The sequence below is a fragment of the Variovorax sp. Varisp41 genome (genome assembly GCF_047325085.1).
Lineage (GTDB): Bacteria > Pseudomonadota > Gammaproteobacteria > Burkholderiales > Burkholderiaceae_C > Variovorax.
The window spans coordinates 612,956-634,174 of the sequence record NZ_CP168540.1; the positions used below are offsets into that span (position 1 = coordinate 612,956).

A 21,219-nucleotide genomic window follows, 5' to 3' on the forward strand; every position below is an offset into this window, starting at 1 on the left:
ATATATGCAGGCACCGTTTTCCCCCGCGGCGCCCCCGGCCCCGGCGTCGTTTCGCCGCATCGCCGGGTCGCGTCGCAAGGCGGATTTCGACGGCGCGCGGCAAGTGGGTCAAAATGGCGGTCTGCGCCGGCCTCTGCCGGCGCCTTCGCTTTCTCTCTTCAGACAACGATCTCGCGCACGTGACCTCTAATTCTTCCAAGCCACACGACCTTCAGGCCCTCGATTCGCTGACCGGCGGCGCCTTCACCGCGCCGACTTCGGGCGAACGTGCCTCGCGCATCCGCGACTGGCTCGCGAGCAATCCGGCACCCGAGCAGATGCAGGAAGTCTTCAAGGAATTGAGCGGCCGCGACAAGGGCGCCGCCCGCCTGCTGCGCGAGAAACTCGACGAGCTCAAGCGCGCCAAGGGGCAGGAGGCCATCGCCGCCGAATGGGCGCAGAAGGCAGAGGGCCTGCTGGGCCAGTCCAAGCTCAACATCGCCGACGCGCTCGCCTGGCAGCGCGATGCCGCCAAGGCCGGCGCGCCGCTGTCGCGCGAGCCGCTGGCCGGCCTCAAGGCACGGCTGGCCGAGCGCATCAAGGGCATCGAGGACCTGCAGCACCGCGCCCAGGTCCACCGCGAGGCCGCCGTGCTGCTGGCGCAGCGCTTCGAGGTGCTGTCGACCAAGGGCTGGAAGGATGCGCAGGTCGCCGAGGAATCGCTGCGCACCGACGTGACGCACTGGCAGCAGCAGGCCGCCGACATCGCCGCCGACGCCAACTGGACCAGCCTCGACGCCAAATTCGCGCCGCAGCTCGAAGCCTCGAAGGCACAGCTGCTCGTGGTGTCGGACGCCTTCCACAGCGCGCTGGCGCAGGCCATCGCCGCCGCGGCCGATGCCGCCGCGCCGCTGCCGCCGGTGCCCGTCTGGGCCGACGAACTGCGCGCCGCGCGCGGCGAGGCCGTCGCGCCCAAGGCCGCGGCACCCGCGCGTCCGCCGGCACCCAAGATCGATCCCGCGGTGCGCGCCGCCGCGCAGGAGGCCGTGCAGGCCGCGCTGGCCAAGCTCGAGCAGGAAACCGCCGAAGGCCATGGCAAGGCCAGCGCCGGCGCCGCCGCCGCGCTGCGCGCGGTGCTGAAGGAACACGGCAAGCTGGTCGAGGCCCCGCTCGAGGCGCGCGTGCATGCCGCGCTGGTGGCGGCCGGCGAGCTCGAAGGCTGGCAGCGCTGGAGCGCCGACAAGGTGCGCGAGGACCTCGTGGCCAAAGCCGAGGGCCTGCTCAAGCGCCCCGAAGGCCAGGCCCTGGGCGGCCGCAAGATGCAGGAAACCCTGCGCACCCTGCGCGACCAGTGGAAGCAGGCCGACCAGGGCGGCGTGCCGAACCATGCGCTGTGGAAGCGCTTCGACGAAGCCTGCAACGAGGCCCACAAGGTGGTCGAGGCCTGGCTCGAGAAGGTGCGCGCCGACGCGGCCGAGCACCGCGCGCTGCGCGTGGCCCTGATCGAGGAGGTCAAGGCCTGGGCCGCCGAACACGCGGGCGCCACCGACCTGAAGGCGCACAACCGCGCGCTGCACCAGTTCGCCGACCGCTGGCGCGACGCCGGCCACGTGGGCGAGAAGGTGTTCGCCGAGCTTCAGCCGCAATGGAACGAAGCTTTCGGCGCCGCCCGCGCGCCGTTCGAGACCGCCCAGAAGGCCAGCATCGAACGCCGCCAGGCCATGATCGCCGAAGCCACCGAACTGGGCGCCCAGCCCGTGCTGCGCATCGACGCCGTCAAGGCGCTGCAGCAGCGCTGGCAGGCCGAGGCGCAGGGCGTGCCGCTCGACCGCCGCCAGGAACAGAAGCTCTGGGACGCCTTCCGCGCGCCCATCGACGAAGCCTTCAACCGCAAGTCGGCCGAGCGCGAGAAGGCGTCCGCCGCGATGAGCGAACGCGATCGCCACGTGCTCAACGCCTCGAAGGCGCTCGATGCGGCCAATGCCAGCGGCGACGCGCAGAAGATCCGCGCCGCCATCGCCCAGCTCGAAGCCGCGCTGCGCGGCGAGGTGCCGCCTCCGGCACCGGCGCCGCAACGGGCCGCATCGGGCGACGGCCCGGCAGTCGGCGCGACCGAGGTGGCTGGACCGGACCAGGCGGCCGCCGAATTCGGCGAGAGCGCCGAGCAGGCGCCGTCGCCCGGCGATGCCGAGGCTTCGCCCGCGGCCGTGCCGGCCCATGAATCCGCCGCCGCGCCCGACCTGGTGGCTCCGGCCGACGGTGCCGACGCCTCGGCGCGTGCCGACAGCGCGGCGCACGATGCCGGCGAAGCCGCCGCGGCCGAACCCCCGGCGCCGGCCGCGCCGCCCAAGCCCGCGCCCCGTCCGGTGGTGGCCGTGCGCGGCGACGACCGTCCGGGCAACCGCAAGTCCGAACCCGCGGCACCCGCGGCCCGTGGCGCTGGCCGCTTCGGCGACCGGCGCGGACCCGGCGGTCCTGGCCGTCCGGGCGGCGACCGTGGCGGTCCGCGCCCCGATGGCCGTGGCGATCGCGGCGACCGTGGCGCACCGGGCGGCCGCTTCGGCGACTACCCGCCGCGCGAGGACCGCGGTCCTCGCCTGGGCGACACCGCCTTCCGTGCCCAGCGCGAGGCGCTCGAGCGTGCCGACATGGCACTGCGCAAGCTGGCGGCCCAGGCCCACGGCGAAGCGCTGACCCAGGTGCTCGGCGCCTGGGAGCAGCGCGATGCCGCGCGCCTGCCGAGCGTGCAGGAACTCGGCCGCGCGGTCACGCCCGCGGTGCGCAGCAGCTGGTCGCAGGCAATCGGCGCTTCGCCGGCCGCGCGTGCCGACGAGGCCGCCGAAGCGCTGCTGCGCCTCGAGATGGCCGCCGAAGTGCCCACGCCCGCCGAGCAGCTCGAAGCACGCCGTGCGTTGCAGCTCAAGCTGCTGACCAAGCGCGGCGATCCGGCGCCGGCCCAGACCTGGGGCCAGGATGCCGGCAAGGTGCTGGCCGCTGCGCACGACGTGACCAGCGCGCGGCGCCTGCAGAACGCGCTGAAGGCGCTGCTGCGCAAGTAAGCGGCCGAGGCGCCGCCGCGGGCCCGGGCGCCCGTGGCGAGCCCGGCATTCCTCGGGCCGCTTCGTGCGGCCTTTCCTTTTTCCGACTTCCGACGATCGCCGCATGGCCTCCACTCCTGACGCATCTCCCGTACTGATCGCCGGTGGCGGCATCGGCGGTCTTTCGCTCGCGCTGACCCTGCACCAGATCGGCGTGCCCTGCCGCGTGCTCGAAGCGGTGCCCGCGCTGCAGCCGCTGGGCGTGGGCATCAACCTGCAGCCCAACGCGGTGCGCGAACTGCACGAGCTCGGCATCGGCAACGACCTGCTCGACCGCATCGGCATCCAGGCGCGCGAATGGGCGCTGGTCGGGCGCAACGGCAACGAGGTCTATGCCGAGCCGCGCGGACTGCGCGCGGGCTACCGTTGGCCGCAGTACTCGCTGCATCGCGGCGAGCTGCAGATGCTGCTGTATCGCACGGCGCTCGAGCGGCTCGGGCCGGATGCGATCCAGCTCGGCCAGCGGGTCACGGGCTATCGCAACGGCGAGCAGGGCGTGACCGCGCTGGTCGAGTCGCGCGACGGCCAGCGCAGCGAGGTCGAGGGCCGCCTGCTGGTGGCGGCCGACGGCCTGCATTCGGCGGTGCGCGCGCAGATGCATCCGCGGCAGCCGCCGATCCAGTGGGGCGGCGCCATCATGTGGCGCGGCACCACGCCGGGCGTGCCGGTGCGCAGCGGCGCGTCCTTCGTCGGCGTCGGCTCGCTGCGGCATCGCGTGGTGCTCTATCCGATCTCGCCGCCCGATCCCGCCACGGGCCTGGCCACCATCAACTGGATCGCCGAGATCACGGTCGACAACGCCGAGGGCTGGACGCAGGGCGACTGGAACCGGCGCGTCGAACTGAGCGACTTCGCCCACCACTTCGAGGGCTGGGACTTCGGCTGGCTCGACGTGCCCTCGATGCTGCGCGGCGCGAAGGAGGTCTTCGAGTACCCGATGATCGACCGCGACCCGGTGCCGACCTGGGTCGACGGCCATGTCGCGCTGCTCGGCGACGCCGCGCACGTGATGTACCCGGTGGGTTCCAACGGCGCGAGCCAGGCCATCGTCGATGCGCGCGTGCTCGGCGCCTCCATGCTCTCGCACGGCGTGACGCCGGCCGCGCTGCGCGCCTACGACGAGCGCCTGTGCGCCGACATCTCGGCGCTGGTGCTGCGCAACCGCGGAGCCGGTCCGTTCGGCCTGCTGGGCCTGGTCGACGAGCGCTGCGGCGGCGTGTTCGACGACATCGAGCAGGTCATTCCGGCGGCCGAGCGCGAAGCCTACATGGCGCGCTACAAGGCCGCGGCCGGCTTCGCGATCGAGACCCTCAACGCGGCGCCGTCGACGATCGCGCCGGGCGCGAGGATCGCCGCCTAGCCTCGGCTCGGCGGCGGGCCGAAGAAGCGGTCGAACAGTTCGAGCACGCCCGGAAAGTCGCGCCCGAAGTTCGCGCGGTTCACGAAGTAGGCCTCGCAGGCCACCGCGAAGAATTCGCCGATCGAGGTCGCGCCATAGTCGTCGAGCCAGGGCGGCTCGGCGCCGAAGCGCTCGGCCATGATGGTCTGCTCGCGGAAGGCCTCGTAGGCGGGCTGCAGCACGCCGAGCCAGGCCGCTCGCGCCTCGCGCGCATTGCGGCTGCCCGCGAAGCCCGGCGGCAGCGGCGGGCAGCCGTCGGCATCGCCGCCGCGCATGTCGATCTTGTGGGCGAACTCGTGGATCACCACGTTGTAGCCGCCCTCGCTGGTGGCGCCGCTGGCGAGCACGTCCTGCCAGCTCAGCATCACCGGACCGTGGTCCATGGCCTCGCCGGCCACGACTTCCTCGTATTCGTGCACCACCGAGGCCTCGTCGACCACCTTGCGCTGGGCGACCACCTCGGAGGGATGCACCACGATGCCGACGAAATCGTCGTACCAGGCCAGGCCGCCGCGCAGGTGCAGCACGGGCAGCACGGCTTGCGTCGCGATCGCGAGCGCGACCTCGTCGGTGATGACGAAGCCCTGGGCACCATGGAACTGCTTGTCGCGCAGGAACTGCGCCGTGAGCGCGCGCAGCCGCTCGACGTCGGCGACCGGGCGCTCGGCCAGGAAGGCATAGCGCGCGAGCGTGGCCTGCCAGGCGGCTTCGGGAATCGGGGGCAGGGCGCGCGGATGGCGCAGGCGGCGCAGCCAGTCGAGCATCGCGTGGGGTGTGTCTAGCGCAGATCGACGCGCTGGGCGCCCGCCGGGGACAGGCACAGCAGCTGCGCGCGCGGCGGATGCGCGGCGGCATCCCAGTCGCTGAGCACGAGGCGGCGCAGGCCGTTGCCGAGGTCGTGGTCGGCGGGGCGGTGCGTGTGGCCGTGGATCAGCGTGCGTGCGTTGCCACGCGCGAGCCAGTCGCGCGCCGCATCGGCATCGACGTCGGCCCAGACCACCGAGGGATCGCGCTTGCGGTCCTCGCTCTGCACGCGCATCGCGCGCGCGAGGGCGCGGCGCTCGGCGAGCGGGCGCGCGAGAAAGGCCGATTGCCACTCGGGCGTGCGCACCTGGGCGCGAAAGCGCAGGTAGTCGGTGTCGTCCAGGCACAGCGCGTCGCCATGGCTCAGCAGCCAGCGTTCGCCGTGCAGCACCAGCACCGTGGGATCGTCGAGCAGCGTGAGACCGCTTCGGGCCGCGAGCGCGGCGCCGACGAGGAAGTCGCGGTTGCCGTGCATGAAGAACACCGGCAGCCGCGCGGCCGTGCGGCGCAGCAGCTCGGCGCACTGGGCCTCGAAGCCCGGCTCGTCGGCCGCGTCGTCGCCGACCCAGACCTCGAACAGGTCGCCGAGGATCACCAGCGCGTCGGCCGGCGTGGTCTCGAGATAGCCGCGCCAGGCCTCGAAGGTGGCGGGCTCGCCGGCCTGCAGGTGCAGGTCGGAGATCAGGTCGACGGTGCGCCAGGAGGCAGGCGCCACCAGTTCCGCGAAGGCCGCGGGTGCAGTGGCTGCCATGCTCATGCCGCCGCCGGCCCTGTCGTCATTCGCCGACGACGACGGCCTTCTCGATCACGACGTCCTCGAGCGGCACGTCGTCATGGAAGCCCTTGCGGCCGGTCTTCACGGCCTTGATCTTGTCGACCACCTCGGTGCCCTTGACCACCTTGCCGAACACGGCGTAGCCCCAGCCCTGGGCCGAGGGGGCGGTGTGGTTGAGGAAGCCGTTGTCGGCCACGTTGATGAAGAACTGGGCGGTGGCCGAGTGCGGCGCGCTGGTGCGGGCCATCGCCACGGTATAGACCGCGTTCTTCAGGCCGTTGTTGGCCTCGTTCTCGATCTCCGCGCCGGTGGGCTTCTGCTTCATGCCGGGCTCGAAGCCGCCGCCTTGAACCATGAAGCCGGGGATCACGCGGTGGAACACCGTGTTGTCGTAGTGGCCCTTCTTCACGTACTCGATGAAGTTGGCGGTCGACTTCGGCGCCTTCTCGGCGTCGAGTTCGAGCGTGATCACGCCGAGGTTTTGGATGTGCAGGTCGACTTGGGGATTGCTCATGCTGGATGCTCCTTGAAAGGGGTGGGGCTGGCTTACTTCGCCAGGGTGGCGGACTGGATCACGACCGGCGTGACCGGCACGTTCTGCATGCCGTTCTTGTTGCCGGTGGCGACGCCGCGGATCTTGTCGACCACGTCGGTGCCCGCCACCACCTTGCCGAACACCGTGTAGCCGTAGCCGTCGGGGTTGGGGGCGTTGAGCGAGTCGTTGTTCTTCACGTTGATGAAGAACTGCGAGGTGGCCGAGTTCGGGTTGCCGGTGCGCGCCATGGCGATCGTGTACTTGTCGTTCTTCAGGCCGTTGCTCGCCTCGAGCGGGATCGGCGCGCGCGTGGGCTTCTGCTGCAGGTCGGCCGTGAAGCCGCCGCCCTGGATCATGAAGCCGTCGATCACGCGGTGGAACACGGTGCCGTCGTAGTGCTTGTCCTTGACGTACTGCAGGAAGTTCTCGACCGTCTTCGGCGCCTTGGCCGCATCGAGCTCGACCACGATGTCGCCGGCCGAGGTCGCGAGCTTCACGCGCTGCTGTGCCTGGGCATGGCCCGCGGCGGCGAAGGCGAGGGTGGCCGCGAACACGAGGGCGCCGCGGCGGCTGAAACGGGAGAGGGCTTGGATCGTCAAGGAAAGAGCTCCGTGTCCGAGGGATGAAAAGGATGAAGGCTGGCCGTGGGAGCGCGAGCCTGCGAAAAACGTTCCGGCGCGAGGCCGCGTTTCGACGGCGGCTCGCGTCGCCTACTTGCTGGTGCGGCCCACCGGCTTGCGCACCACGGGCGCGGCGCCGGGCAGCGCGGCCGCGTCGGCTTCGGCCTTCGGCGTGAAGATCTGGCGGATCAGTTCGAGCTTCGGCGCGACGCTGGTGTTGGTGGTCGCGAAGCGCTGCGCCTTGGTGTAGGACTGGGCGGCGAGGCGCGCATACACGTCGCCGAGGTTCTCCTCGGCCGTGGCGTAGTTGGGGTTGAGCTTGAGCGCGGTCTCGAGCGCATCGCGCGCCTTGTCGAACTGGCTCTGCGAGGCATAGAGCGCCGCGAGGTTGTTGTAGGGCTCGGGCAGTTCGGGGAAGTCCTGCGTGAGCTGGGTGAAGGTCTTGACGGCCTCGTCCTTCTTGCCCTGCTCGGTGAGGATCACGCCGCGCAGGAAGCGCATCTGCGGATCGCGCGGCTTGCCGGCGATGTAGGTGTCGGCCTTGGCCAGCGCCTCGTTCGATTTGCCCTGGCGCAGCAGCAGGTTGACGTCGTCGTAGTCGTTGGCCTGGGCCGCGGAGGCCCACAGGCCGAACAGCAGGGCGATGGCGATCGAAAGTCTGGGAAACACGGCGTTCTTCATGAAGCCTCTGCAAAAGTGCGGCACGAATGCCGCGGAATTGGGGGCGGGGTGGAGCCGGGTCGGGAGCAAGCCTTGCGCTGCGCAAGGGCTCGAAAACACCCGGAAGAAGACTCGGCGGCAGCCGTTTATACTGCCCGGCATTGTAGCCGAGGGCCCCTGTCCAGCCGCCTCGTCGCCACAGCCCCATCACCCCTGAAAACACCGTCGTTCGCCCGCATCGCACGAGCGCGACACGACGCTTTCCGAATCTCATGAGTCTGCGCATCTACAACACGCTTTCGCGTGAACTGGAGGAGTTCTCCCCTTTGCTGCCCGGTCAGGTGCGCATGTACGTCTGCGGCATGACGGTCTACGACTTCTGCCACCTGGGCCATGCGCGCTCGATGATCGCCTTCGACGTGGTGCAGCGCTGGCTCAAGACCAGCGGCTTCGCCGTGACCTACGTGCGCAACATCACCGACATCGACGACAAGATCATCCGCCGCGCGGTCGAGAATGGCGAGAGCATCCGTTCGCTGACCGACCGCATGATCGATGCGCTGCACGAGGACGCCGATGCGCTCGGCATCGAGCGCCCCACGCACGAGCCGCGCGCCACCGAGTTCATTCCGCAGATGCTCGCGATGATCGGCACGCTCGAGCAGAAGGGCCTGGCCTATCGCGCGCCCAACGGCGACGTGAACTACGCGGTGCGCAAGTTTCCCGGCTACGGCAAGCTCAGCGGCAAGTCGCTCGACGAGCTGCATGCGGGCGAGCGCGTGGCCGTGCTCGACGGCAAGGACGATCCGCTCGACCCGGTGCTCTGGAAGAGCGCCAAGCCCAGCGAGCCCGACGAGGTGAAGTGGGCCAGCGAGTTCGGGCCCGGCCGCCCGGGCTGGCACATCGAGTGCTCGGCCATGGCCTGCGACCTGCTGGGCGAACGCTTCGACATCCACGGCGGCGGCGCCGACCTGCAGTTCCCGCACCACGAGAACGAGATCGCGCAATCCGAGGGCGCGACCGGCCAGGCGCCGTTCGCGCGCACCTGGATGCACAACGGCTTCATCAACGTCGACGACGAGAAGATGTCCAAGAGCCTGGGCAACTTCTTCCTGATCCGCGACGTGCTCGAGAAGTACGACGCCGAGACCATCCGCTTCTTCGTCGCGCGCACGCACTACCGCAGCCCGCTGAACTACAGCAACGTGCATCTCGACGATGCACGCAACTCGCTCAAGCGCCTCTACACCGCGCTCGACGCGGTGGCGCCCGCGAACGTGGCGATCGACTGGACACAATCGCACGCGGCGCGCTTCAAGGCCGCGATGGACGAGGACTTCGGCACGCCCGAGGCGATCGCCGTGCTGTTCGAGCTCGCGGGCGAGGTCAACCGCACGCGCTCGGCCGAGGTCGCGGGCCTGCTCAAGGCGCTGGGCGGCGTGCTCGGCCTGCTGCAGGGCAGCCCGCAGGCCTTCCTGCAGGCGGGCAGCGCGCTCGACGACGCGGCCATCCAGGTGCTGATCGCACAGCGTGCCGATGCCAAGGCCGCGAAGAACTTCGCCGAGGCCGACCGCATCCGCAAGGAGCTGCTCGACCAGGGCATCGTGCTCAAGGACTCGCCCACCGGCACCACCTGGGCCGTTGCCCAGTGAACGGAACGACCAATCCCATGCCCACCCTGCCCAAGACGAGCGTCGAGATCATCACGCCGGACTATTGGGAGGAGGCCTGCAGGCATCTGTCCAAGAAAGACCGCGTGATGAAGCGGTTGATTCCGCAGTTCGGCGACGCCTGCCTCGAATCGCATGGCGACGCCTTCGTCACGCTGGCGCGCAGCATCGTCGGGCAGCAGATCTCGGTGAAGGCCGCGCAGTCGGTCTGGGACCGCTTCGCCGCGCTGCCGCGCAAGCTCACGCCGCGCAACGTGCTCAAGCTCAAGGTCGACGACATGCGCGCGGCCGGCCTGTCGGTGCGCAAGATCGACTACCTGGTCGACCTCGCGCTGCATTTCGACTCGGGCAAGGTGCACGTCGATGCCTGGAAGGACATGGCCGACGAGCTGATCATCGAAGAGCTCGTCGCCATCCGCGGCATCGGGCGCTGGACTGCCGAGATGTTCCTGATCTTCCACCTGATGCGGCCCAACGTGCTGCCCGTGGACGACCTGGGGCTGCTCAACGGCATCAGCGTCAACTATTTTTCGGGCGACCCCGTCAGCCGCAGCGATGCCCGCGACGTGGCCGTGGCCTGGGCCCCGTATTGCAGCGTGGCGACTTGGTATATTTGGCGCTCTCTCGACCCGGCGCCGGTCGTCGCATACTGAAAAACAGGAGAAGACGTTGGCGAAACGAACCTTCCTAGACTTCGAGCAACCCATCGCGGAGCTCGAAACCAAGATCGAAGAATTGCGCTATGTGCAGACCGAATCCGCGGTCGACATCTCGGAAGAAATCGATCAGCTCGGCAAAAAGAGCCAGCAACTCACCAAGGACATCTACAGCGACCTGACGCCCTGGCAGATCACCAAGATCGCGCGGCATCCGGAACGCCCCTACACGCTCGACTACGTCCACGAGATCTTCACCGACTTCGTCGAACTGCACGGCGACCGCCACTTCTCTGACGACCTCTCGATCGTCGGCGGCCTCGCGCGCTTCAACGGCACGCCCTGCATGGTGCTCGGCCACCAGAAGGGCCGCGACACCAAGGAGCGCACCGCGCGCAACTTCGGCATGAGCAAGCCCGAGGGCTACCGCAAGGCGCTGCGCCTCATGAAGACGGCCGAGAAGTTCAAGCTGCCGGTCTTCACCTTCGTCGACACGCCCGGTGCCTATCCCGGCATCGACGCCGAGGAGCGTGGCCAGTCCGAGGCCATCGGCCGCAACATCTTCGAGATGGCGCAGCTCGAGGTGCCGATCATCGTGACCATCATCGGCGAGGGCGGCTCCGGCGGCGCGCTGGCGATCTCGGTCGGCGACCAGGTGCTGATGCTGCAGTACTCCGTGTATTCGGTGATCAGCCCCGAAGGCTGCGCCTCGATCCTCTGGAAGACCAGCGAGAAGGCGCAGGAAGCCGCCGACGCGCTCGGCATCACCGCGCACCGCCTCAAGGCCCTGGGCCTGGTCGACAAGATCGTGAGCGAGCCGGTCGGCGGCGCGCACCGCGACCATCGCCAGATGTCCGCCTTCCTCAAGCGCGCGCTCAACGATGCGTTCCGCCAGGTCAGCGACCTGAAGCCGCGCGAACTGCTCGACCGCCGCTACGAGCGCCTCCAGAGCTACGGCCGCTTCACCGACACCAAGGCCGACGCCGGCCGCTGAGCCGGCCGACGCAGCTTTCATGACCGCCGCCTTCGAACGGGCCCTGGCCGCGTTCGAGCCGGCGCATCTGCCGCTGGCCGTGGGCTTCAGCGGCGGGGCCGATTCCACCGCACTGCTGGCCGCCTGCGCCGAGCGCTGGCCGGGCCAGGTGCGTGCCTTGCACGTGCATCACGGCCTGCAGTCGGCGGCCGACGATTTCGAACGCCATTGCCGCGCGGTCTGCGAGCGGCTCGGCGTGCCCGCGAGCGTGCGGCGCGTCGATGCGCGCCATGCGGCCGGCGACAGCCCCGAGGACGCGGCGCGGCGCGCGCGCTACGAGGCCCTGGCCGCGATGGCGAGCGAGCAGGGGGTGCGCGCCATCGCGCTGGGCCATCACGCCGACGACCAGGTCGAGACCCTGCTGCTGGCGCTGTCGCGCGGCGCGGGGCTGCCGGGTCTTTCGGCCATGCCCGCGCATGCGCTGCGCGGCGGCATCGACTTCCATCGGCCGCTGCTCGCGGTGCCTGGCAGCGAGATCCGCGCGTGGCTCGAGGCCACCGGGCTGCCGTGGATCGAGGATCCGACGAACACCGACGCGCGCTTCACGCGCAACCGCATCCGCGCCGTGCTGCTGCCCGCGCTGGCCGAGGCCTTCCCGCAGTTCCGCGGCACCTTCGCGCGCAGTGCCGGCCATGCGGCGCAGGCGCAGCAACTGCTCGACGAGGTCGCGGCGCAGGATCTGGAGACCGTCGGCGAGCCGCCGCGGATCGCCGCGCTGCAGGCGTTGTCGCGTGCCCGGCAGGCCAACGTATTGCGCCATTGGCTCGCGCGCGTGCACGGTCGCGCACCGAGCGCGGCGCAGCTCGACCAGTGGCTCGACCAGGTCCGCGCCTGCACCACGCGCGGCCACCGGATCCACCTCAAGGTGGCCGACGGTTTCGCCGAACGCAGGGGGGATCGGCTGCATTGGTACAATGCCCCGCCCTCGCCACCAGCCTCGCGCTGACAGCCTGCGGGGCGCCGCCTTCGCCGCATGCGCCGCATATGGTTGAAGCGCGGGATTTTTCTTCTCTCAGAATTCACCCATGGCATTGATCGTTCACAAATACGGCGGCACGTCGATGGGCTCGACCGAGCGCATCCGCAATGTCGCCAAGCGCGTCGCCAAGTGGGCGCGCGCCGGCCACCAGATGATCGTGGTCCCGAGTGCCATGAGCGGCGAAACCAATCGCCTGCTCGGCCTGGCGAAAGAGCTCGCGCCCAGCAAACCGGCCGAGGCGCACAACCGCGAGCTCGACATGCTCGCCTCCACGGGCGAGCAGGCCTCGTCGGCGCTGCTGGCGATCGCGCTGCAGGCCGAGGGCGTGGAGGCCGTGAGCTACGCGGGCTGGCAGGTGTCGGTGCGCACCGACAGCTCCTACACCAAGGCCCGCATCGAGAGCATCGACGATGCCCGCGTGCGCGCCGACCTCGCGGTCGGCCGCGTGGTCGTCATCACCGGCTTCCAGGGCGTGGACGATGCCGGCAACATCACGACGCTGGGCCGCGGCGGCAGCGACACCTCGGCGGTGGCGATCGCGGCCGCGATGAAGGCCAACGAGTGCCTGATCTACACCGACGTCGACGGCGTCTACACCACCGACCCGCGCGTCGAGCCCGATGCGCGCCGCCTCTCGACCGTGAGCTTCGAGGAGATGCTCGAGATGGCGAGCCTGGGCTCCAAGGTGCTGCAGATCCGCTCGGTGGAATTCGCCGGCAAGTACAAGGTGCCGCTGCGCGTGCTGTCCAGCTTCACGCCCTGGGACATCGACATCAATGAAGAGGCCAAGTCCGGCACGCTGATCACTTTCGAGGAAGACGAAAACATGGAACAAGCCGTCGTATCCGGCATCGCTTTCAACCGCGACGAAGCCAAGATCTCGGTGCTCGGCGTGCCCGACAAGCCGGGCATCGCGTATCACATCCTCGGTGCGGTGGCCGACGCCAACATCGAGGTCGACGTGATCATCCAGAACCTCAGCAAGGACGGGAAGACCGACTTCAGCTTCACGGTGCACCGCAACGAGTACGCGCGCACCGTCGACCTGCTGCAGGCCAAGGTCATGCCTTCGCTGGGCGCGACCGAGATCGTCGGCGACACCAAGATCTGCAAGGTCAGCATCGTGGGCATCGGCATGCGCAGCCACGTGGGCGTGGCGAGCAAGATGTTCCGCGTGCTGAGCGAAGAGGGCATCAACATCCAGATGATTTCGACCAGCGAGATCAAGACCTCGGTCGTGATCGACGAAAAATATATGGAGTTGGCGGTGCGCGCGTTGCACAAAGCCTTCGATCTGGACCAACCAGCCGCCTGAGTGATGGCATAATCTCGGCTTCTTTCAGGAACTGTGACCGAGTGGCCGAAGGTGCTCCCCTGCTAAGGGAGTATGGGGTGTAGAGCCTCATCGAGGGTTCGAATCCCTCCGGTTCCGCCAAGGATTGTCCAAAGCGATCCCACTAAGCCCCGATGCTTCCAAGCGTCGGGGCTTTTTCATTGGGACATCGTCCATAATCCCGCCGAAATCTTCCCAGGTCGTCCCGCTACAGCCACGCGCTGATCATGGTACGGGCCGGGGTATCACGAGGCGGCGATACCATGACTTTGACGGTGAAAGAGGTGGATGCGGCCAAGCCGCGAGAGAAGGGCTACAAGCTCGCTGACGGCCAGGGCCTGTACCTGTACGTCACGCCGGCTGGGGGGAAAAGCTGGCGGGCGAACTACACCGAGGCGGGGAAGCAGAAGACTCGGACCTACGGCACCTACCCGGAGATTACCCTGGCTGGCGCGCGAAGTGCACACGCCGCGGCGCGTGGCCGGCCATCGCCCGGCGCGGCGCCCGTGGTCAAGGCGGTGCCGACCTTCAAGGCCGTGACCATGGAGTGGCTGAAGGTGAAGCTGCCCGGGCTGTCCAATGGGAAGCACCAAGGCCAGGTGCAGAAGACGCTCGAGCGCCATGCGTTCCCGGTCCTTGGCGACCTGCCGATCGACTCTGTTCCTCGCACGGTCCTGGTGAAGGTCGTGAAGGCCACACAGGAAGGCGGGAAAGTCGAGACCGCCCACCGCGTCGCCGGGCGGATCACCGCTGTCTTCGACCATGCCCAGGATCTGGGCTACATCCAGCAGCACGGCGCCGCAGGGCTGACCCGGGTCTTGATCCCGCGCAAGACGAAGACGCCCATGCCGAGCATCCCGCCGGAGGAGGCCGGCAAGTTGCTGCGCGCGATCGATGGCTACGAGGAGCCGGTGACGCGCTTGGGACTGCGCTTGATGGCCTACACCTTCGTCCGGGTTGGCGAGCTCCGCGGAATGTGCCGCGACGAGTTCAAGGAGGACGGTGCGATCTGGGTCGTGCCGCCGCTGCGCGTGAAGGGCGAGAAGGTGGCCAAGCTGCCGCATGTCGTGCCGATGTCCCGCCAGGCGCGCGCCGTGGTGCAGGAACTGCTGCAGATCGTGAGCGATCAGCCGCTGGTGATGGAATCGCCGCTGCGCCGCGGGCATCCGATCTCGGAGAACACGCTGCTGTTTGCGCTGTACCGGCTGGGGTATCGAGGCCGCATGACGGCGCACGGCTTCCGCGCGCTGGCCTCAACGGTGCTGAACGAGCAATCGGGCTTCGACAAGGACGTCATCGAGCGGCAACTGGCCCACCAGGAGAGCGATGACGTGCGCGCGGCCTACAACCGCGCGCAGTACCTGCCGCAACGACGCGAGCTCATGCAGTGGTGGGCTGACTGGCTGGATCAGCAACACAGCGCTGCAGGTCAGCCACCCGCCAGCGAGTGAGGCCGCCGATCTTGATTGGCTGCGGCAGCTTGCCGGCCTTGACCTCGCGCCAGAAGGTCGACCGACCCATGGAGAGCATGCCCGCGGCTTCGCGATCGGGCACCAGCAGCTTTTGATCCGTGGTCATGGCTTCAATTCTCCCTTCTCTTTCCCCTCCCTGATCTGCCGAGCGATGCGCTGCCCTTCGGTGGAGGGGTAGCGTGGGGGTGGCTTGGGTGGCTGCGAGTCGATTTCGCGAGCGCGGTCAATGGCGGCGTCGAGATCTTCTCCGCTGCAACTGTGTTCCACGAGCGGCGCCGCGGCTCCTAGCCAATCGCGCAGCCACCGATACCGCTCCGCATCCTCCCTGAGCGCCGCAATCTCTGCATCCCGAGCCTCAAGGGCTGCGAGGAGTTCGTCGCGGTGCGTGCGCAGCATGTCGCGCTCTTCGGACGCGGAGACGTAGTTGCACTCGGCGAGCTCTGCGCGGGTCTCCATGACGTCGTGAGATTTGAGCACCGTGTCGACCGCGATCGCATCGAACATTGAGAGCAGTCCCGATTTGGGAAGCACTCCATCGCGGAGGCATCGGCGCAGGCTTTCCGTGGCGGCGTGGATGTCAGTGGTCATGGCGGATTCCGAACAGCTTGCGCAGCCAGCCCAGGAGCGGCGGGGCCGTGACCTTGGCCTGCACCTCGCCAAGGTAAGTCAGGGACTGCCGCGCGCGCAGTCGTGCGTCCTCCGGCGACTCGGCCTTGATCTCGAGGACCCAGGTCGAGCCTTGGTAGGCGTACTCGAACAGATAGGTTTTGAAGTCAGTGGTCATGGGAGGGGTCCTTGTTGGCGAGTTCGAGGAGCACGTCGGCGTGGCAGGGCGTGCCCAACTTGCACCAGCAGGCGAGGTTCTTGCCGCGCAGTTCGTGGATGCACTCCAACGGGTGACCGCCGATGCGCGCCAGCCATCGCTGGTGCTCGTCGTAGCCGCTCCAAGCCTGCGGCAGATGGGCGCTAGTGGCGGGGTCCCATAGGCCTCGAACAGTGTCGCGGAACAGGGCAACACAGGTCGCCACGTCGCGCCAGCGAGAGACGTAGAACGGATTGCCCCACCGCCCAGGACGCGCCACGGAAACTGTGTTCTCGGGCATACGCCATCCCTTGGCGCGGCTCAGCTGAATGCGCTCAGGCATCGCCGTTCTCCTTCATGCTGATCCTCCCGCCGCAGTAGCAGCAGAAGCGGTGGTTGTTCTCGGTGGGCCCGCCGTCGGTGAAAGAGTGGCTCTTGCCGCATGCGGTCTTCCAGTAGCCGTCGGAGTCTGGGGTCCAGGGGCATCCGCGCGCGGTGGTCGAATCGGTCTTGAGCTTCCGGATGGCGGTCTGTGCATCGAATCGAGTCACCTTGTCGCCCTTGAGGCTGAACATGGCGTCGTAGGCTTGCTCCAGCGCCGCATTGGCACGCTGGTCGCCGTAGGCGCGGAGCTGGTCGGCGGTGTAGAGGGGTTCAGCGTTGGGAGGGACTGCAGCGCCTGCCAGAACCCATCGCTTGCTGTGACCATGCGACATATAGCGGAAGTCGTTCGCCTCCGGCATCGGTACTTCCTCGAAGGCGGCGGCGGTCATGGCTTGCACGCTCCGCTCAACTGTTGCTGAATGACCTTCTCGGCCGGCGTCTTGAACCGCCATAGGAAGGTGTCAATGCCGTGCAAAGTGAGCACGAGTTCGCACACGATGAAGACCGCGACGACGCACCAGAACGATTGCCAGTTGGTCACGCCTCACCTCCCGGGCTTGCAGCGTGCGCCGCATTCGCCTGCGCCAGCTCGCGCGCACAGGACGGGCAGCGCCAGCGCTTCGAGATCTCGAGGAAGGCCCAGGCCTTGGCCTCGGCTTCGGACTGATTGGCAACGGAGCGCTTGCAGCCGTCGCAGCAGCGGATCGGGTCAGCCATCACACCTCCCCCGTCTTCGCTGCCGATGACTGGAGGGCGGCGCGGACCTGTCGCAGGTTCATCAGCTTGAGGATGCGAGCGCGGGCGCGATTCGCCTCCGTGTCGGTGAGCACGCCGCGAAGGTGGCAGAGCGTCACGGCGTGGGCCAGCTTATCGGCCATGTCAATGGGCAGATCCAGCGCATAGAGACCCTGTTGCTCGCACTGCTCAGCCAGGGTGGGGCCAAGGGCAGAAAACTCGATCCGCGCCATCACGCACCTCCCTTCGTCTCCCCCGCTTGCGCAGGTGCTGCCACGGCCGGGGGCGTGAGGGCGGCGCGCCGTTCGGCGCATCGCATGCCAATGGCGAACCCGATCCACATCGAATCGGTCGTGGAGTCCATGTAGTGCGAGAACTCGCCGTTGACCTCCATGGTCCCCATGGGCGTGTTGTCGGCGAAGACCTTGGTCTGACGGATCGATTCCTCGAACAGCGCACGCATTTCAGCGGCGGTGATGCAGCCGGGGCGTTCTTTGATCTTGAAGGCCATTACGCGGCCCTCCCTTCATCGCCGACGATGCAAAGGTGTCGTTCCAGAAGCACCCGAAGGTCATCCACGCGGATCGTGATTGCACTCGTGTCGCACATGTCAGGCGCCTCGCTCTCGCTGGCGTCTCGGATGATGTCGTTGATCGCATCGCCCGCCGCCTCCTGCTGCACGGGCGCCGCCCGATACAGAGGAAACGCATACGCATTGCCGCCTACATGGCGAGCCACGGAGTGCGCATCCTGTTCGGCGAAATCGCCGTAGAACGGCGTTCCGATACCACTCACGGCCCAGGCGTAGGGAACGGGCGCGGGCTGTGCGAGGGCGAGGGCGGCACGGCTGCACCAGCCTTCCCAGCGGGCCTGCGTGAGCGAGTGACCGTAACCGCCGGCGCCATCCGGCCCGAGGTAGCCGGGCTTGTTGAATCGACGCATGTAGTCGGCCTCGAACGCTGCGCGCTCGTCGGTCACTCCCCCATCCTCAGCGGGTGCCGGGGCGGCATCGAGCGAGGCGAGCTTTGCTTCGGCCTCGCGCACCTGAAGCACGAACGCATGCGCCCGCTCCCAAGGGCCGACATCTTCGTCGGGCATCGAATCCCACAAACGAATCAGCGCGCGGTCGTTGAGGTAGCCGTCAGACCCCAGTTTCATGGGCTCGCGCGCATCGATAGCGGCCTGCGCCGGGGCGGCGACAGCATCGAACCTTGCAGGGCCGGTCAGCGGAATGGTGATGCGCAAGCCTGCGATCTGTTGGAACGCGAGGCTGAAGCGCCCCCAGGCCGACAGGTAGCACTCGTCGTCTGCGCGCGGGATGCCCATGCGGTCGAGCTGGCGGTGAGCCATCTCCATCTGCCATGCCGCATCGCCTCCGGTCAAGACCTCGCCGGCCTGCGGCTTCACGGTCTGGAGGGCGGGATTGGTGGTGTCAGCCATTGGTGGGCTCCTTCGGCGCGTGGATGGTGATGTCGCGCGAGGTCGGGCCGCCGTCGATGACGATCTGACCTTCGAGCTTGTGGCCTGCCTGTTCGAGCGCGAAGGTGGTCAGACCGACGAACGATGCCGTGACGGCGGACAGCGCCTCTTTGATGCCGTCCTGTTCAACGAGGTTGATCAGCGCGGCCTTGTAGCGGCGATATGCCTTGGTGGTGGTGTCAGCCATGGTTCTCTCCGTGTTCGGGTGCGGGTGTCAGGGATGCTGCGGCGCGGGTGATCGCGAGACGGGTGGCGGCTTCAAGGCCACGCACCACTTCGGGCTCGTTCTGGAGATACCATTCGGCAAAACGGACGTCCTCTGCCCTGCCGGTTGTCCACATTTCCTCAGGCACGTATTCCTGCCTCACCCAATGCGGACCGGAGCTTGCCCACCAGCGATATTTCTTGGGTAGATGGGCATACACGCGGGCTTGCACGGTCTCGCTGCGTCCACTGAAATCCAAGGTGATCGACAGCTTCACGGCCAGCCGCAGCGCGTCGCCGTCGTCCTCACGCGAGTTCCACTCGACATCGCCGCCAGCCGGATGACGGACGATCAAGCTGCCGTCGTACTTCGGCAGTGCCAGCATGCGATCCGCATAGCCGACGATCTCGATCCCCGCAGCCTTCGCCGCCCTCTCCAGCATCTCCCGCTCACCCATGGCGGGCTCCCGAGAGCTTGCTGGCTGGCGCTTGAGGCGCCCGGTACACCGCCCGGATCACCTTTGTGGAGATCTTGAGTTCGAGCAGTCGAGACAGGCTGTAGGGAGCGGTGCCACCGGTTGCATAGGCAATGCGCACGAGTCGGCGAGCCTCTTTGTCGGCTTCCTTCTGCGCGTCGTAGTACTTGACCTTGCTCATGCCTTCTTCTCCTCGGATGGGGCCGAAGGCAGGGGCTGCCAGTGGGTGGGAAACACGGCGTAGCCACCGTCAGCCAGGAAGTTCGACGCGCCGCTATCACTGAACCACCAGCGCACGCGGGCGGGCTTTAGGGTGCCCGGCCACCACGCCAGGATGTGCTCTCCATAGGCGTTGGTGCCGTCTCGATACAACTCATCCTTCGGCGCCGTCTCGATGCTTTGCCAGCCCTGCGCCACAGCCTTGGGGGCGGCAAGGGCGAGGAGCGCGCGAGCGAAGCCGAAATAGTCGAACTCGTCAAACGTGGTGCCGCCGTGTTGGTACTGGGACTTGTAGTCGTCTGCAAGATCGATGATCTGCTCGTCCGTCACCTCCATCCCCGCCCCTGCCTGCGCTTCTGGTGGGGTGGGGCGGGAGAGGGCGAGCACTGCATCGGCAATGTCCGGTGCAAGGTCGGTGCCGCGCGCTTCAACGAAGTCGCTTTCGCTCATCGTGCCGTACTGCCATGCTTGCCACACGCGGGTGCAGTGGTAGACGGACGTGAGTCGTTCTTCAACGAGTTCGATCAGCGCTTCGCGGGTCAGAGATTGGGATGGGGAGGGCATGGGTGCTTTCATGACAGCGAGCGCAAGGCTTCGTCGCGCGCCCGGTTGAGTTCGGCCATGGCGGCATTGCTGCCGCCCTTGTCGGGATGTGCCTGGCTGGCGAGAGTGCGATAGCGCTCGGTGATGAGAGCGGCATGCACGGTGTCGCCGAGTGCAAATCCGAGCACGTCGCGCCAGTGGCGCCGCGCATCTGCAGTCGGCGAAGGCAGCGCCGTGAAGCCTGTGAAGGCTGCAGCCATCATGTCGCCCGAACCCCACCGTGCGATGCCGCGAAGCGCGTCGATGGTCTTCACGATCGCGTGCATGTTGTCCTCGATGCGGGCCCAGCGGTCGCAAGCGAAGCAGACGTCTTTCCCGCTGTACTTGAAGTACACGGCAACACCGTAGTCCTGAATCTGCCTGTAGGTCGCGTAGGGCAACCCGTCCTGGCGCAGAGGAATGTTGGTGGAGATGATCAGATTCCGGCCGCCAAGACGGGTGATCTCACGCACGAGCTCGTCGCGAACCACTGCGAAGGTCCGCTTGCGATCGAAGCCAGATCGTTCCACACGATGAGCTGCGGTCCGAGGCCGGTGCTCAGGCCAAGCTAGGGGATAGGCGGTGATGGTCATGGTGGGATGTGGGAGTCAGTCGTTCCACCGGATGCAGCCCGACGTCGAGCAGTGACCGGAGGTCCGAGCGTTGATGGGGGAGACTTCGTAGGTCAGCAGGCCGCCGCACTTGAGGCAGCGCATGGAGGCCTTGACCTGCTGGGCAGGGGAGTAGCTCGGCGGCGGGCAGTGCTGCCGGCGGATCGCGGCTTGGACCTGAGAAATGGCGCTGGAGAGCGCGCCGAAGCCGGGACGTGTCATGGCCAGACCCTGATCGCGAACACGTCGACCGCCGCCGGGCCGAAGTGCTCGTGGGTGATGGTGTCGAGCTCGTAGCCGCGGAAAGGCAGATCGAGCCGGCGTGCGGTGTCGTCGGCCGCCGGGTAGCCCATGGTGAGCACGATCCCGCTGTAGAAGCGTCCCTCGAGCCGGCGACACCAGTAAGGCGTGCGCAGTCGGTACTCGAAGCGCTTCTTGCCGTCGCGGATCTGCTCGAAGTACTCGCGCTTGAGCGGGAGGTGCAGCATGCCGGTCGGCACCGGCGGGAAAGGCTCCTTGCTGACGACTTCAGGCGGCGCCATCAAGCCTCTCCCTGCACCGGCGTGAGCACCACGCCGAGCACGGATTCAACGGGAATGCCGAGCTCGGCAGCAGCCGCACGGCTGGCAGCGTCGATGTCTTGAGCGCCGGCCTTTTCGGCCCGCAGCAGGGCCGCGGTGATCTTCTCCACGGGGATGACAGCGAAGTCCATGG

The 21,219-nt window shown here is 68.1% G+C and carries 31 protein-coding genes and 1 tRNA gene; 9 read left to right on the plus strand and 23 right to left on the minus strand.

Annotated elements, in window-relative coordinates; translation table 11 throughout:
* Positions 1–179 precede the first annotated feature (179 nt).
* Positions 180–3,038, plus strand: a complete 2,859-nt coding sequence (locus ACEN9J_RS02655; RefSeq protein ID WP_413763215.1) for a DUF349 domain-containing protein — start codon at positions 180–182, stop codon at positions 3,036–3,038.
* A 103-nt stretch (positions 3,039–3,141) separates the two neighbouring features.
* Positions 3,142–4,437 (plus strand): flavin-dependent oxidoreductase, encoded by a 1,296-nt coding sequence (locus ACEN9J_RS02660; RefSeq protein ID WP_413763216.1) that lies wholly within the window; start codon positions 3,142–3,144, stop codon positions 4,435–4,437.
* On the opposite strand, the gene ACEN9J_RS02665 is transcribed toward ACEN9J_RS02660, so the two are convergent.
* The 5 genes from ACEN9J_RS02665 to ACEN9J_RS02685 form a co-directional block, all read right to left on the minus strand.
* A complete protein-coding gene (locus tag ACEN9J_RS02665; protein ID WP_413763217.1) occupies positions 4,434–5,240 on the minus strand; it encodes a zinc-dependent peptidase in 807 nt (268 codons plus the stop codon). The genes ACEN9J_RS02660 and ACEN9J_RS02665 overlap by 4 nt on opposite strands.
* Before the next feature lie 14 nt (positions 5,241–5,254).
* On the minus strand, positions 5,255–6,031 hold the full coding sequence (locus tag ACEN9J_RS02670) for a UDP-2,3-diacylglucosamine diphosphatase (RefSeq protein WP_261212802.1): 777 nt from the start codon (positions 6,029–6,031) through the stop codon (positions 5,255–5,257).
* A gap of 25 nt (positions 6,032–6,056) precedes the next feature.
* Positions 6,057–6,569, minus strand: coding sequence for a peptidylprolyl isomerase (locus ACEN9J_RS02675; RefSeq protein WP_057594469.1), 513 nt, complete (start codon positions 6,567–6,569; stop codon positions 6,057–6,059).
* Positions 6,570–6,601: 32 nt separating this feature from the next.
* Positions 6,602–7,189 carry a peptidylprolyl isomerase gene (locus tag ACEN9J_RS02680; protein WP_082321896.1) on the minus strand — a complete coding sequence of 196 codons (588 nt, stop codon included), beginning with the start codon at positions 7,187–7,189 and terminating at the stop codon, positions 6,602–6,604.
* Between the two features lie 111 nt (positions 7,190–7,300).
* Complete coding sequence (locus ACEN9J_RS02685; protein WP_057594467.1) at positions 7,301–7,891, minus strand: tetratricopeptide repeat protein; 591 nt, start codon at positions 7,889–7,891, stop codon at positions 7,301–7,303.
* Positions 7,892–8,142: 251 nt separating this feature from the next.
* Between ACEN9J_RS02685 and cysS the strand changes: the two genes are divergently transcribed.
* The 7 genes from cysS (at position 8,143) to ACEN9J_RS02720 (ending at position 14,992) form a co-directional block, all read left to right on the plus strand.
* On the plus strand, positions 8,143–9,522 hold the full coding sequence (cysS, locus tag ACEN9J_RS02690) for a cysteine--tRNA ligase (protein WP_413763218.1): 1,380 nt from the start codon (positions 8,143–8,145) through the stop codon (positions 9,520–9,522).
* Between the two features lie 17 nt (positions 9,523–9,539).
* Positions 9,540–10,193, plus strand: coding sequence for a DNA-3-methyladenine glycosylase family protein (locus ACEN9J_RS02695; RefSeq protein ID WP_057594465.1), 654 nt, complete (start codon positions 9,540–9,542; stop codon positions 10,191–10,193).
* A gap of 16 nt (positions 10,194–10,209) precedes the next feature.
* Entirely contained in the window at positions 10,210–11,190 is a 981-nt protein-coding gene (locus tag ACEN9J_RS02700) for an acetyl-CoA carboxylase carboxyltransferase subunit alpha (protein ID WP_057594464.1), read from the plus strand.
* A 19-nt stretch (positions 11,191–11,209) separates the two neighbouring features.
* On the plus strand, positions 11,210–12,175 hold the full coding sequence (gene tilS, locus ACEN9J_RS02705) for a tRNA lysidine(34) synthetase TilS (protein WP_413763219.1): 966 nt from the start codon (positions 11,210–11,212) through the stop codon (positions 12,173–12,175).
* Positions 12,176–12,254: 79 nt separating this feature from the next.
* Positions 12,255–13,523, plus strand: a complete 1,269-nt coding sequence (locus ACEN9J_RS02710) for an aspartate kinase (protein WP_057594462.1) — start codon at positions 12,255–12,257, stop codon at positions 13,521–13,523.
* 27 nt (positions 13,524–13,550) lie between these two features.
* Positions 13,551–13,643, plus strand: a tRNA-Ser gene (locus ACEN9J_RS02715).
* A gap of 161 nt (positions 13,644–13,804) precedes the next feature.
* Complete coding sequence (locus tag ACEN9J_RS02720; RefSeq protein ID WP_413763220.1) at positions 13,805–14,992, plus strand: tyrosine-type recombinase/integrase; 1,188 nt, start codon at positions 13,805–13,807, stop codon at positions 14,990–14,992.
* Here the strand turns inward: ACEN9J_RS02720 and ACEN9J_RS02725 are convergent.
* The 18 genes from ACEN9J_RS02725 to ACEN9J_RS02810 are packed head-to-tail and all read right to left on the minus strand — an operon-like array spanning position 14,922 to position 21,217.
* Positions 14,922–15,119 carry a helix-turn-helix transcriptional regulator gene (locus ACEN9J_RS02725; RefSeq protein ID WP_413763221.1) on the minus strand — a complete coding sequence of 66 codons (198 nt, stop codon included), beginning with the start codon at positions 15,117–15,119 and terminating at the stop codon, positions 14,922–14,924. The two genes, ACEN9J_RS02720 and ACEN9J_RS02725, sit on opposite strands and share 71 nt — an antisense overlap.
* A complete protein-coding gene (locus ACEN9J_RS02730) occupies positions 15,116–15,601 on the minus strand; it encodes a hypothetical protein (protein ID WP_413763222.1) in 486 nt (161 codons plus the stop codon). The genes ACEN9J_RS02725 and ACEN9J_RS02730 overlap by 4 nt, the downstream gene beginning before the upstream one ends.
* Complete coding sequence (locus ACEN9J_RS02735) at positions 15,591–15,797, minus strand: hypothetical protein (RefSeq protein WP_413763223.1); 207 nt, start codon at positions 15,795–15,797, stop codon at positions 15,591–15,593. The genes ACEN9J_RS02730 and ACEN9J_RS02735 overlap by 11 nt, the downstream gene beginning before the upstream one ends.
* Entirely contained in the window at positions 15,787–16,158 is a 372-nt protein-coding gene (locus tag ACEN9J_RS02740) for a DUF4326 domain-containing protein (RefSeq protein ID WP_413763224.1), read from the minus strand. The genes ACEN9J_RS02735 and ACEN9J_RS02740 overlap by 11 nt, the downstream gene beginning before the upstream one ends.
* Entirely contained in the window at positions 16,151–16,588 is a 438-nt protein-coding gene (locus tag ACEN9J_RS02745) for a hypothetical protein (RefSeq protein ID WP_413763225.1), read from the minus strand. Before ACEN9J_RS02745 ends, ACEN9J_RS02740 begins: the two co-directional genes overlap by 8 nt.
* Complete coding sequence (locus tag ACEN9J_RS02750) at positions 16,585–16,740, minus strand: hypothetical protein (RefSeq protein WP_413763226.1); 156 nt, start codon at positions 16,738–16,740, stop codon at positions 16,585–16,587. The genes ACEN9J_RS02745 and ACEN9J_RS02750 overlap by 4 nt, the downstream gene beginning before the upstream one ends.
* Positions 16,737–16,916, minus strand: coding sequence for a hypothetical protein (locus tag ACEN9J_RS02755; protein ID WP_413763227.1), 180 nt, complete (start codon positions 16,914–16,916; stop codon positions 16,737–16,739). Before ACEN9J_RS02755 ends, ACEN9J_RS02750 begins: the two co-directional genes overlap by 4 nt.
* Entirely contained in the window at positions 16,916–17,167 is a 252-nt protein-coding gene (locus ACEN9J_RS02760) for a hypothetical protein (protein ID WP_413763228.1), read from the minus strand. Before ACEN9J_RS02760 ends, ACEN9J_RS02755 begins: the two co-directional genes overlap by 1 nt.
* Complete coding sequence (locus ACEN9J_RS02765) at positions 17,167–17,445, minus strand: hypothetical protein (protein WP_413763229.1); 279 nt, start codon at positions 17,443–17,445, stop codon at positions 17,167–17,169. Before ACEN9J_RS02765 ends, ACEN9J_RS02760 begins: the two co-directional genes overlap by 1 nt.
* Positions 17,445–18,374 (minus strand): hypothetical protein, encoded by a 930-nt coding sequence (locus tag ACEN9J_RS02770; protein WP_413763230.1) that lies wholly within the window; start codon positions 18,372–18,374, stop codon positions 17,445–17,447. The genes ACEN9J_RS02765 and ACEN9J_RS02770 overlap by 1 nt, the downstream gene beginning before the upstream one ends.
* Positions 18,367–18,600, minus strand: a complete 234-nt coding sequence (locus ACEN9J_RS02775) for a hypothetical protein (RefSeq protein WP_413763231.1) — start codon at positions 18,598–18,600, stop codon at positions 18,367–18,369. Before ACEN9J_RS02775 ends, ACEN9J_RS02770 begins: the two co-directional genes overlap by 8 nt.
* A complete protein-coding gene (locus ACEN9J_RS02780) occupies positions 18,593–19,075 on the minus strand; it encodes a hypothetical protein (RefSeq protein WP_413763232.1) in 483 nt (160 codons plus the stop codon). Before ACEN9J_RS02780 ends, ACEN9J_RS02775 begins: the two co-directional genes overlap by 8 nt.
* Positions 19,068–19,274, minus strand: coding sequence for a hypothetical protein (locus ACEN9J_RS02785; protein WP_413763233.1), 207 nt, complete (start codon positions 19,272–19,274; stop codon positions 19,068–19,070). The genes ACEN9J_RS02780 and ACEN9J_RS02785 overlap by 8 nt, the downstream gene beginning before the upstream one ends.
* Positions 19,271–19,876 carry a hypothetical protein gene (locus ACEN9J_RS02790; RefSeq protein WP_413763234.1) on the minus strand — a complete coding sequence of 202 codons (606 nt, stop codon included), beginning with the start codon at positions 19,874–19,876 and terminating at the stop codon, positions 19,271–19,273. The genes ACEN9J_RS02785 and ACEN9J_RS02790 overlap by 4 nt, the downstream gene beginning before the upstream one ends.
* An 8-nt stretch (positions 19,877–19,884) precedes the next feature.
* A complete protein-coding gene (locus tag ACEN9J_RS02795) occupies positions 19,885–20,487 on the minus strand; it encodes a J domain-containing protein (protein ID WP_413763235.1) in 603 nt (200 codons plus the stop codon).
* Positions 20,488–20,502: 15 nt separating this feature from the next.
* A complete protein-coding gene (locus ACEN9J_RS02800) occupies positions 20,503–20,727 on the minus strand; it encodes a hypothetical protein (protein ID WP_413763236.1) in 225 nt (74 codons plus the stop codon).
* Positions 20,724–21,047 (minus strand): ASCH domain-containing protein, encoded by a 324-nt coding sequence (locus ACEN9J_RS02805; RefSeq protein ID WP_413763237.1) that lies wholly within the window; start codon positions 21,045–21,047, stop codon positions 20,724–20,726. The genes ACEN9J_RS02800 and ACEN9J_RS02805 overlap by 4 nt, the downstream gene beginning before the upstream one ends.
* Positions 21,047–21,217 (minus strand): hypothetical protein, encoded by a 171-nt coding sequence (locus ACEN9J_RS02810; RefSeq protein WP_413763238.1) that lies wholly within the window; start codon positions 21,215–21,217, stop codon positions 21,047–21,049. The genes ACEN9J_RS02805 and ACEN9J_RS02810 overlap by 1 nt, the downstream gene beginning before the upstream one ends.
* Between the last annotated feature and the right edge of the window lie 2 nt (positions 21,218–21,219).

Coding starts and splice junctions, on each gene's coding strand:
- ACEN9J_RS02660 (WP_413763216.1), top strand. CDS start 3,142: ATGGCCTCCACTCCTGACGCATCTCCCGTACTGATCGCCGGTGGCGGC.
- ACEN9J_RS02665 (WP_413763217.1), bottom strand. CDS start 5,240: ATGCTCGACTGGCTGCGCCGCCTGCGCCATCCGCGCGCCCTGCCCCCG.
- ACEN9J_RS02670 (WP_261212802.1), bottom strand. CDS start 6,031: ATGGCAGCCACTGCACCCGCGGCCTTCGCGGAACTGGTGGCGCCTGCC.
- ACEN9J_RS02675 (WP_057594469.1), bottom strand. CDS start 6,569: ATGAGCAATCCCCAAGTCGACCTGCACATCCAAAACCTCGGCGTGATC.
- ACEN9J_RS02685 (WP_057594467.1), bottom strand. CDS start 7,891: ATGAAGAACGCCGTGTTTCCCAGACTTTCGATCGCCATCGCCCTGCTG.
- cysS (WP_413763218.1), top strand. CDS start 8,143: ATGAGTCTGCGCATCTACAACACGCTTTCGCGTGAACTGGAGGAGTTC.
- ACEN9J_RS02695 (WP_057594465.1), top strand. CDS start 9,540: ATGCCCACCCTGCCCAAGACGAGCGTCGAGATCATCACGCCGGACTAT.
- tilS (WP_413763219.1), top strand. CDS start 11,210: ATGACCGCCGCCTTCGAACGGGCCCTGGCCGCGTTCGAGCCGGCGCAT.
- ACEN9J_RS02710 (WP_057594462.1), top strand. CDS start 12,255: ATGGCATTGATCGTTCACAAATACGGCGGCACGTCGATGGGCTCGACC.
- ACEN9J_RS02720 (WP_413763220.1), top strand. CDS start 13,805: ATGACTTTGACGGTGAAAGAGGTGGATGCGGCCAAGCCGCGAGAGAAG.
- ACEN9J_RS02725 (WP_413763221.1), bottom strand. CDS start 15,119: ATGACCACGGATCAAAAGCTGCTGGTGCCCGATCGCGAAGCCGCGGGC.
- ACEN9J_RS02730 (WP_413763222.1), bottom strand. CDS start 15,601: ATGACCACTGACATCCACGCCGCCACGGAAAGCCTGCGCCGATGCCTC.
- ACEN9J_RS02735 (WP_413763223.1), bottom strand. CDS start 15,797: ATGACCACTGACTTCAAAACCTATCTGTTCGAGTACGCCTACCAAGGC.
- ACEN9J_RS02740 (WP_413763224.1), bottom strand. CDS start 16,158: ATGCCTGAGCGCATTCAGCTGAGCCGCGCCAAGGGATGGCGTATGCCC.
- ACEN9J_RS02745 (WP_413763225.1), bottom strand. CDS start 16,588: ATGACCGCCGCCGCCTTCGAGGAAGTACCGATGCCGGAGGCGAACGAC.
- ACEN9J_RS02755 (WP_413763227.1), bottom strand. CDS start 16,916: ATGGCTGACCCGATCCGCTGCTGCGACGGCTGCAAGCGCTCCGTTGCC.
- ACEN9J_RS02760 (WP_413763228.1), bottom strand. CDS start 17,167: ATGGCGCGGATCGAGTTTTCTGCCCTTGGCCCCACCCTGGCTGAGCAG.
- ACEN9J_RS02765 (WP_413763229.1), bottom strand. CDS start 17,445: ATGGCCTTCAAGATCAAAGAACGCCCCGGCTGCATCACCGCCGCTGAA.
- ACEN9J_RS02770 (WP_413763230.1), bottom strand. CDS start 18,374: ATGGCTGACACCACCAATCCCGCCCTCCAGACCGTGAAGCCGCAGGCC.
- ACEN9J_RS02775 (WP_413763231.1), bottom strand. CDS start 18,600: ATGGCTGACACCACCACCAAGGCATATCGCCGCTACAAGGCCGCGCTG.
- ACEN9J_RS02780 (WP_413763232.1), bottom strand. CDS start 19,075: ATGGGTGAGCGGGAGATGCTGGAGAGGGCGGCGAAGGCTGCGGGGATC.
- ACEN9J_RS02785 (WP_413763233.1), bottom strand. CDS start 19,274: ATGAGCAAGGTCAAGTACTACGACGCGCAGAAGGAAGCCGACAAAGAG.
- ACEN9J_RS02790 (WP_413763234.1), bottom strand. CDS start 19,876: ATGCCCTCCCCATCCCAATCTCTGACCCGCGAAGCGCTGATCGAACTC.
- ACEN9J_RS02795 (WP_413763235.1), bottom strand. CDS start 20,487: ATGACCATCACCGCCTATCCCCTAGCTTGGCCTGAGCACCGGCCTCGG.
- ACEN9J_RS02800 (WP_413763236.1), bottom strand. CDS start 20,727: ATGACACGTCCCGGCTTCGGCGCGCTCTCCAGCGCCATTTCTCAGGTC.
- ACEN9J_RS02805 (WP_413763237.1), bottom strand. CDS start 21,047: ATGGCGCCGCCTGAAGTCGTCAGCAAGGAGCCTTTCCCGCCGGTGCCG.
- ACEN9J_RS02810 (WP_413763238.1), bottom strand. CDS start 21,217: ATGGACTTCGCTGTCATCCCCGTGGAGAAGATCACCGCGGCCCTGCTG.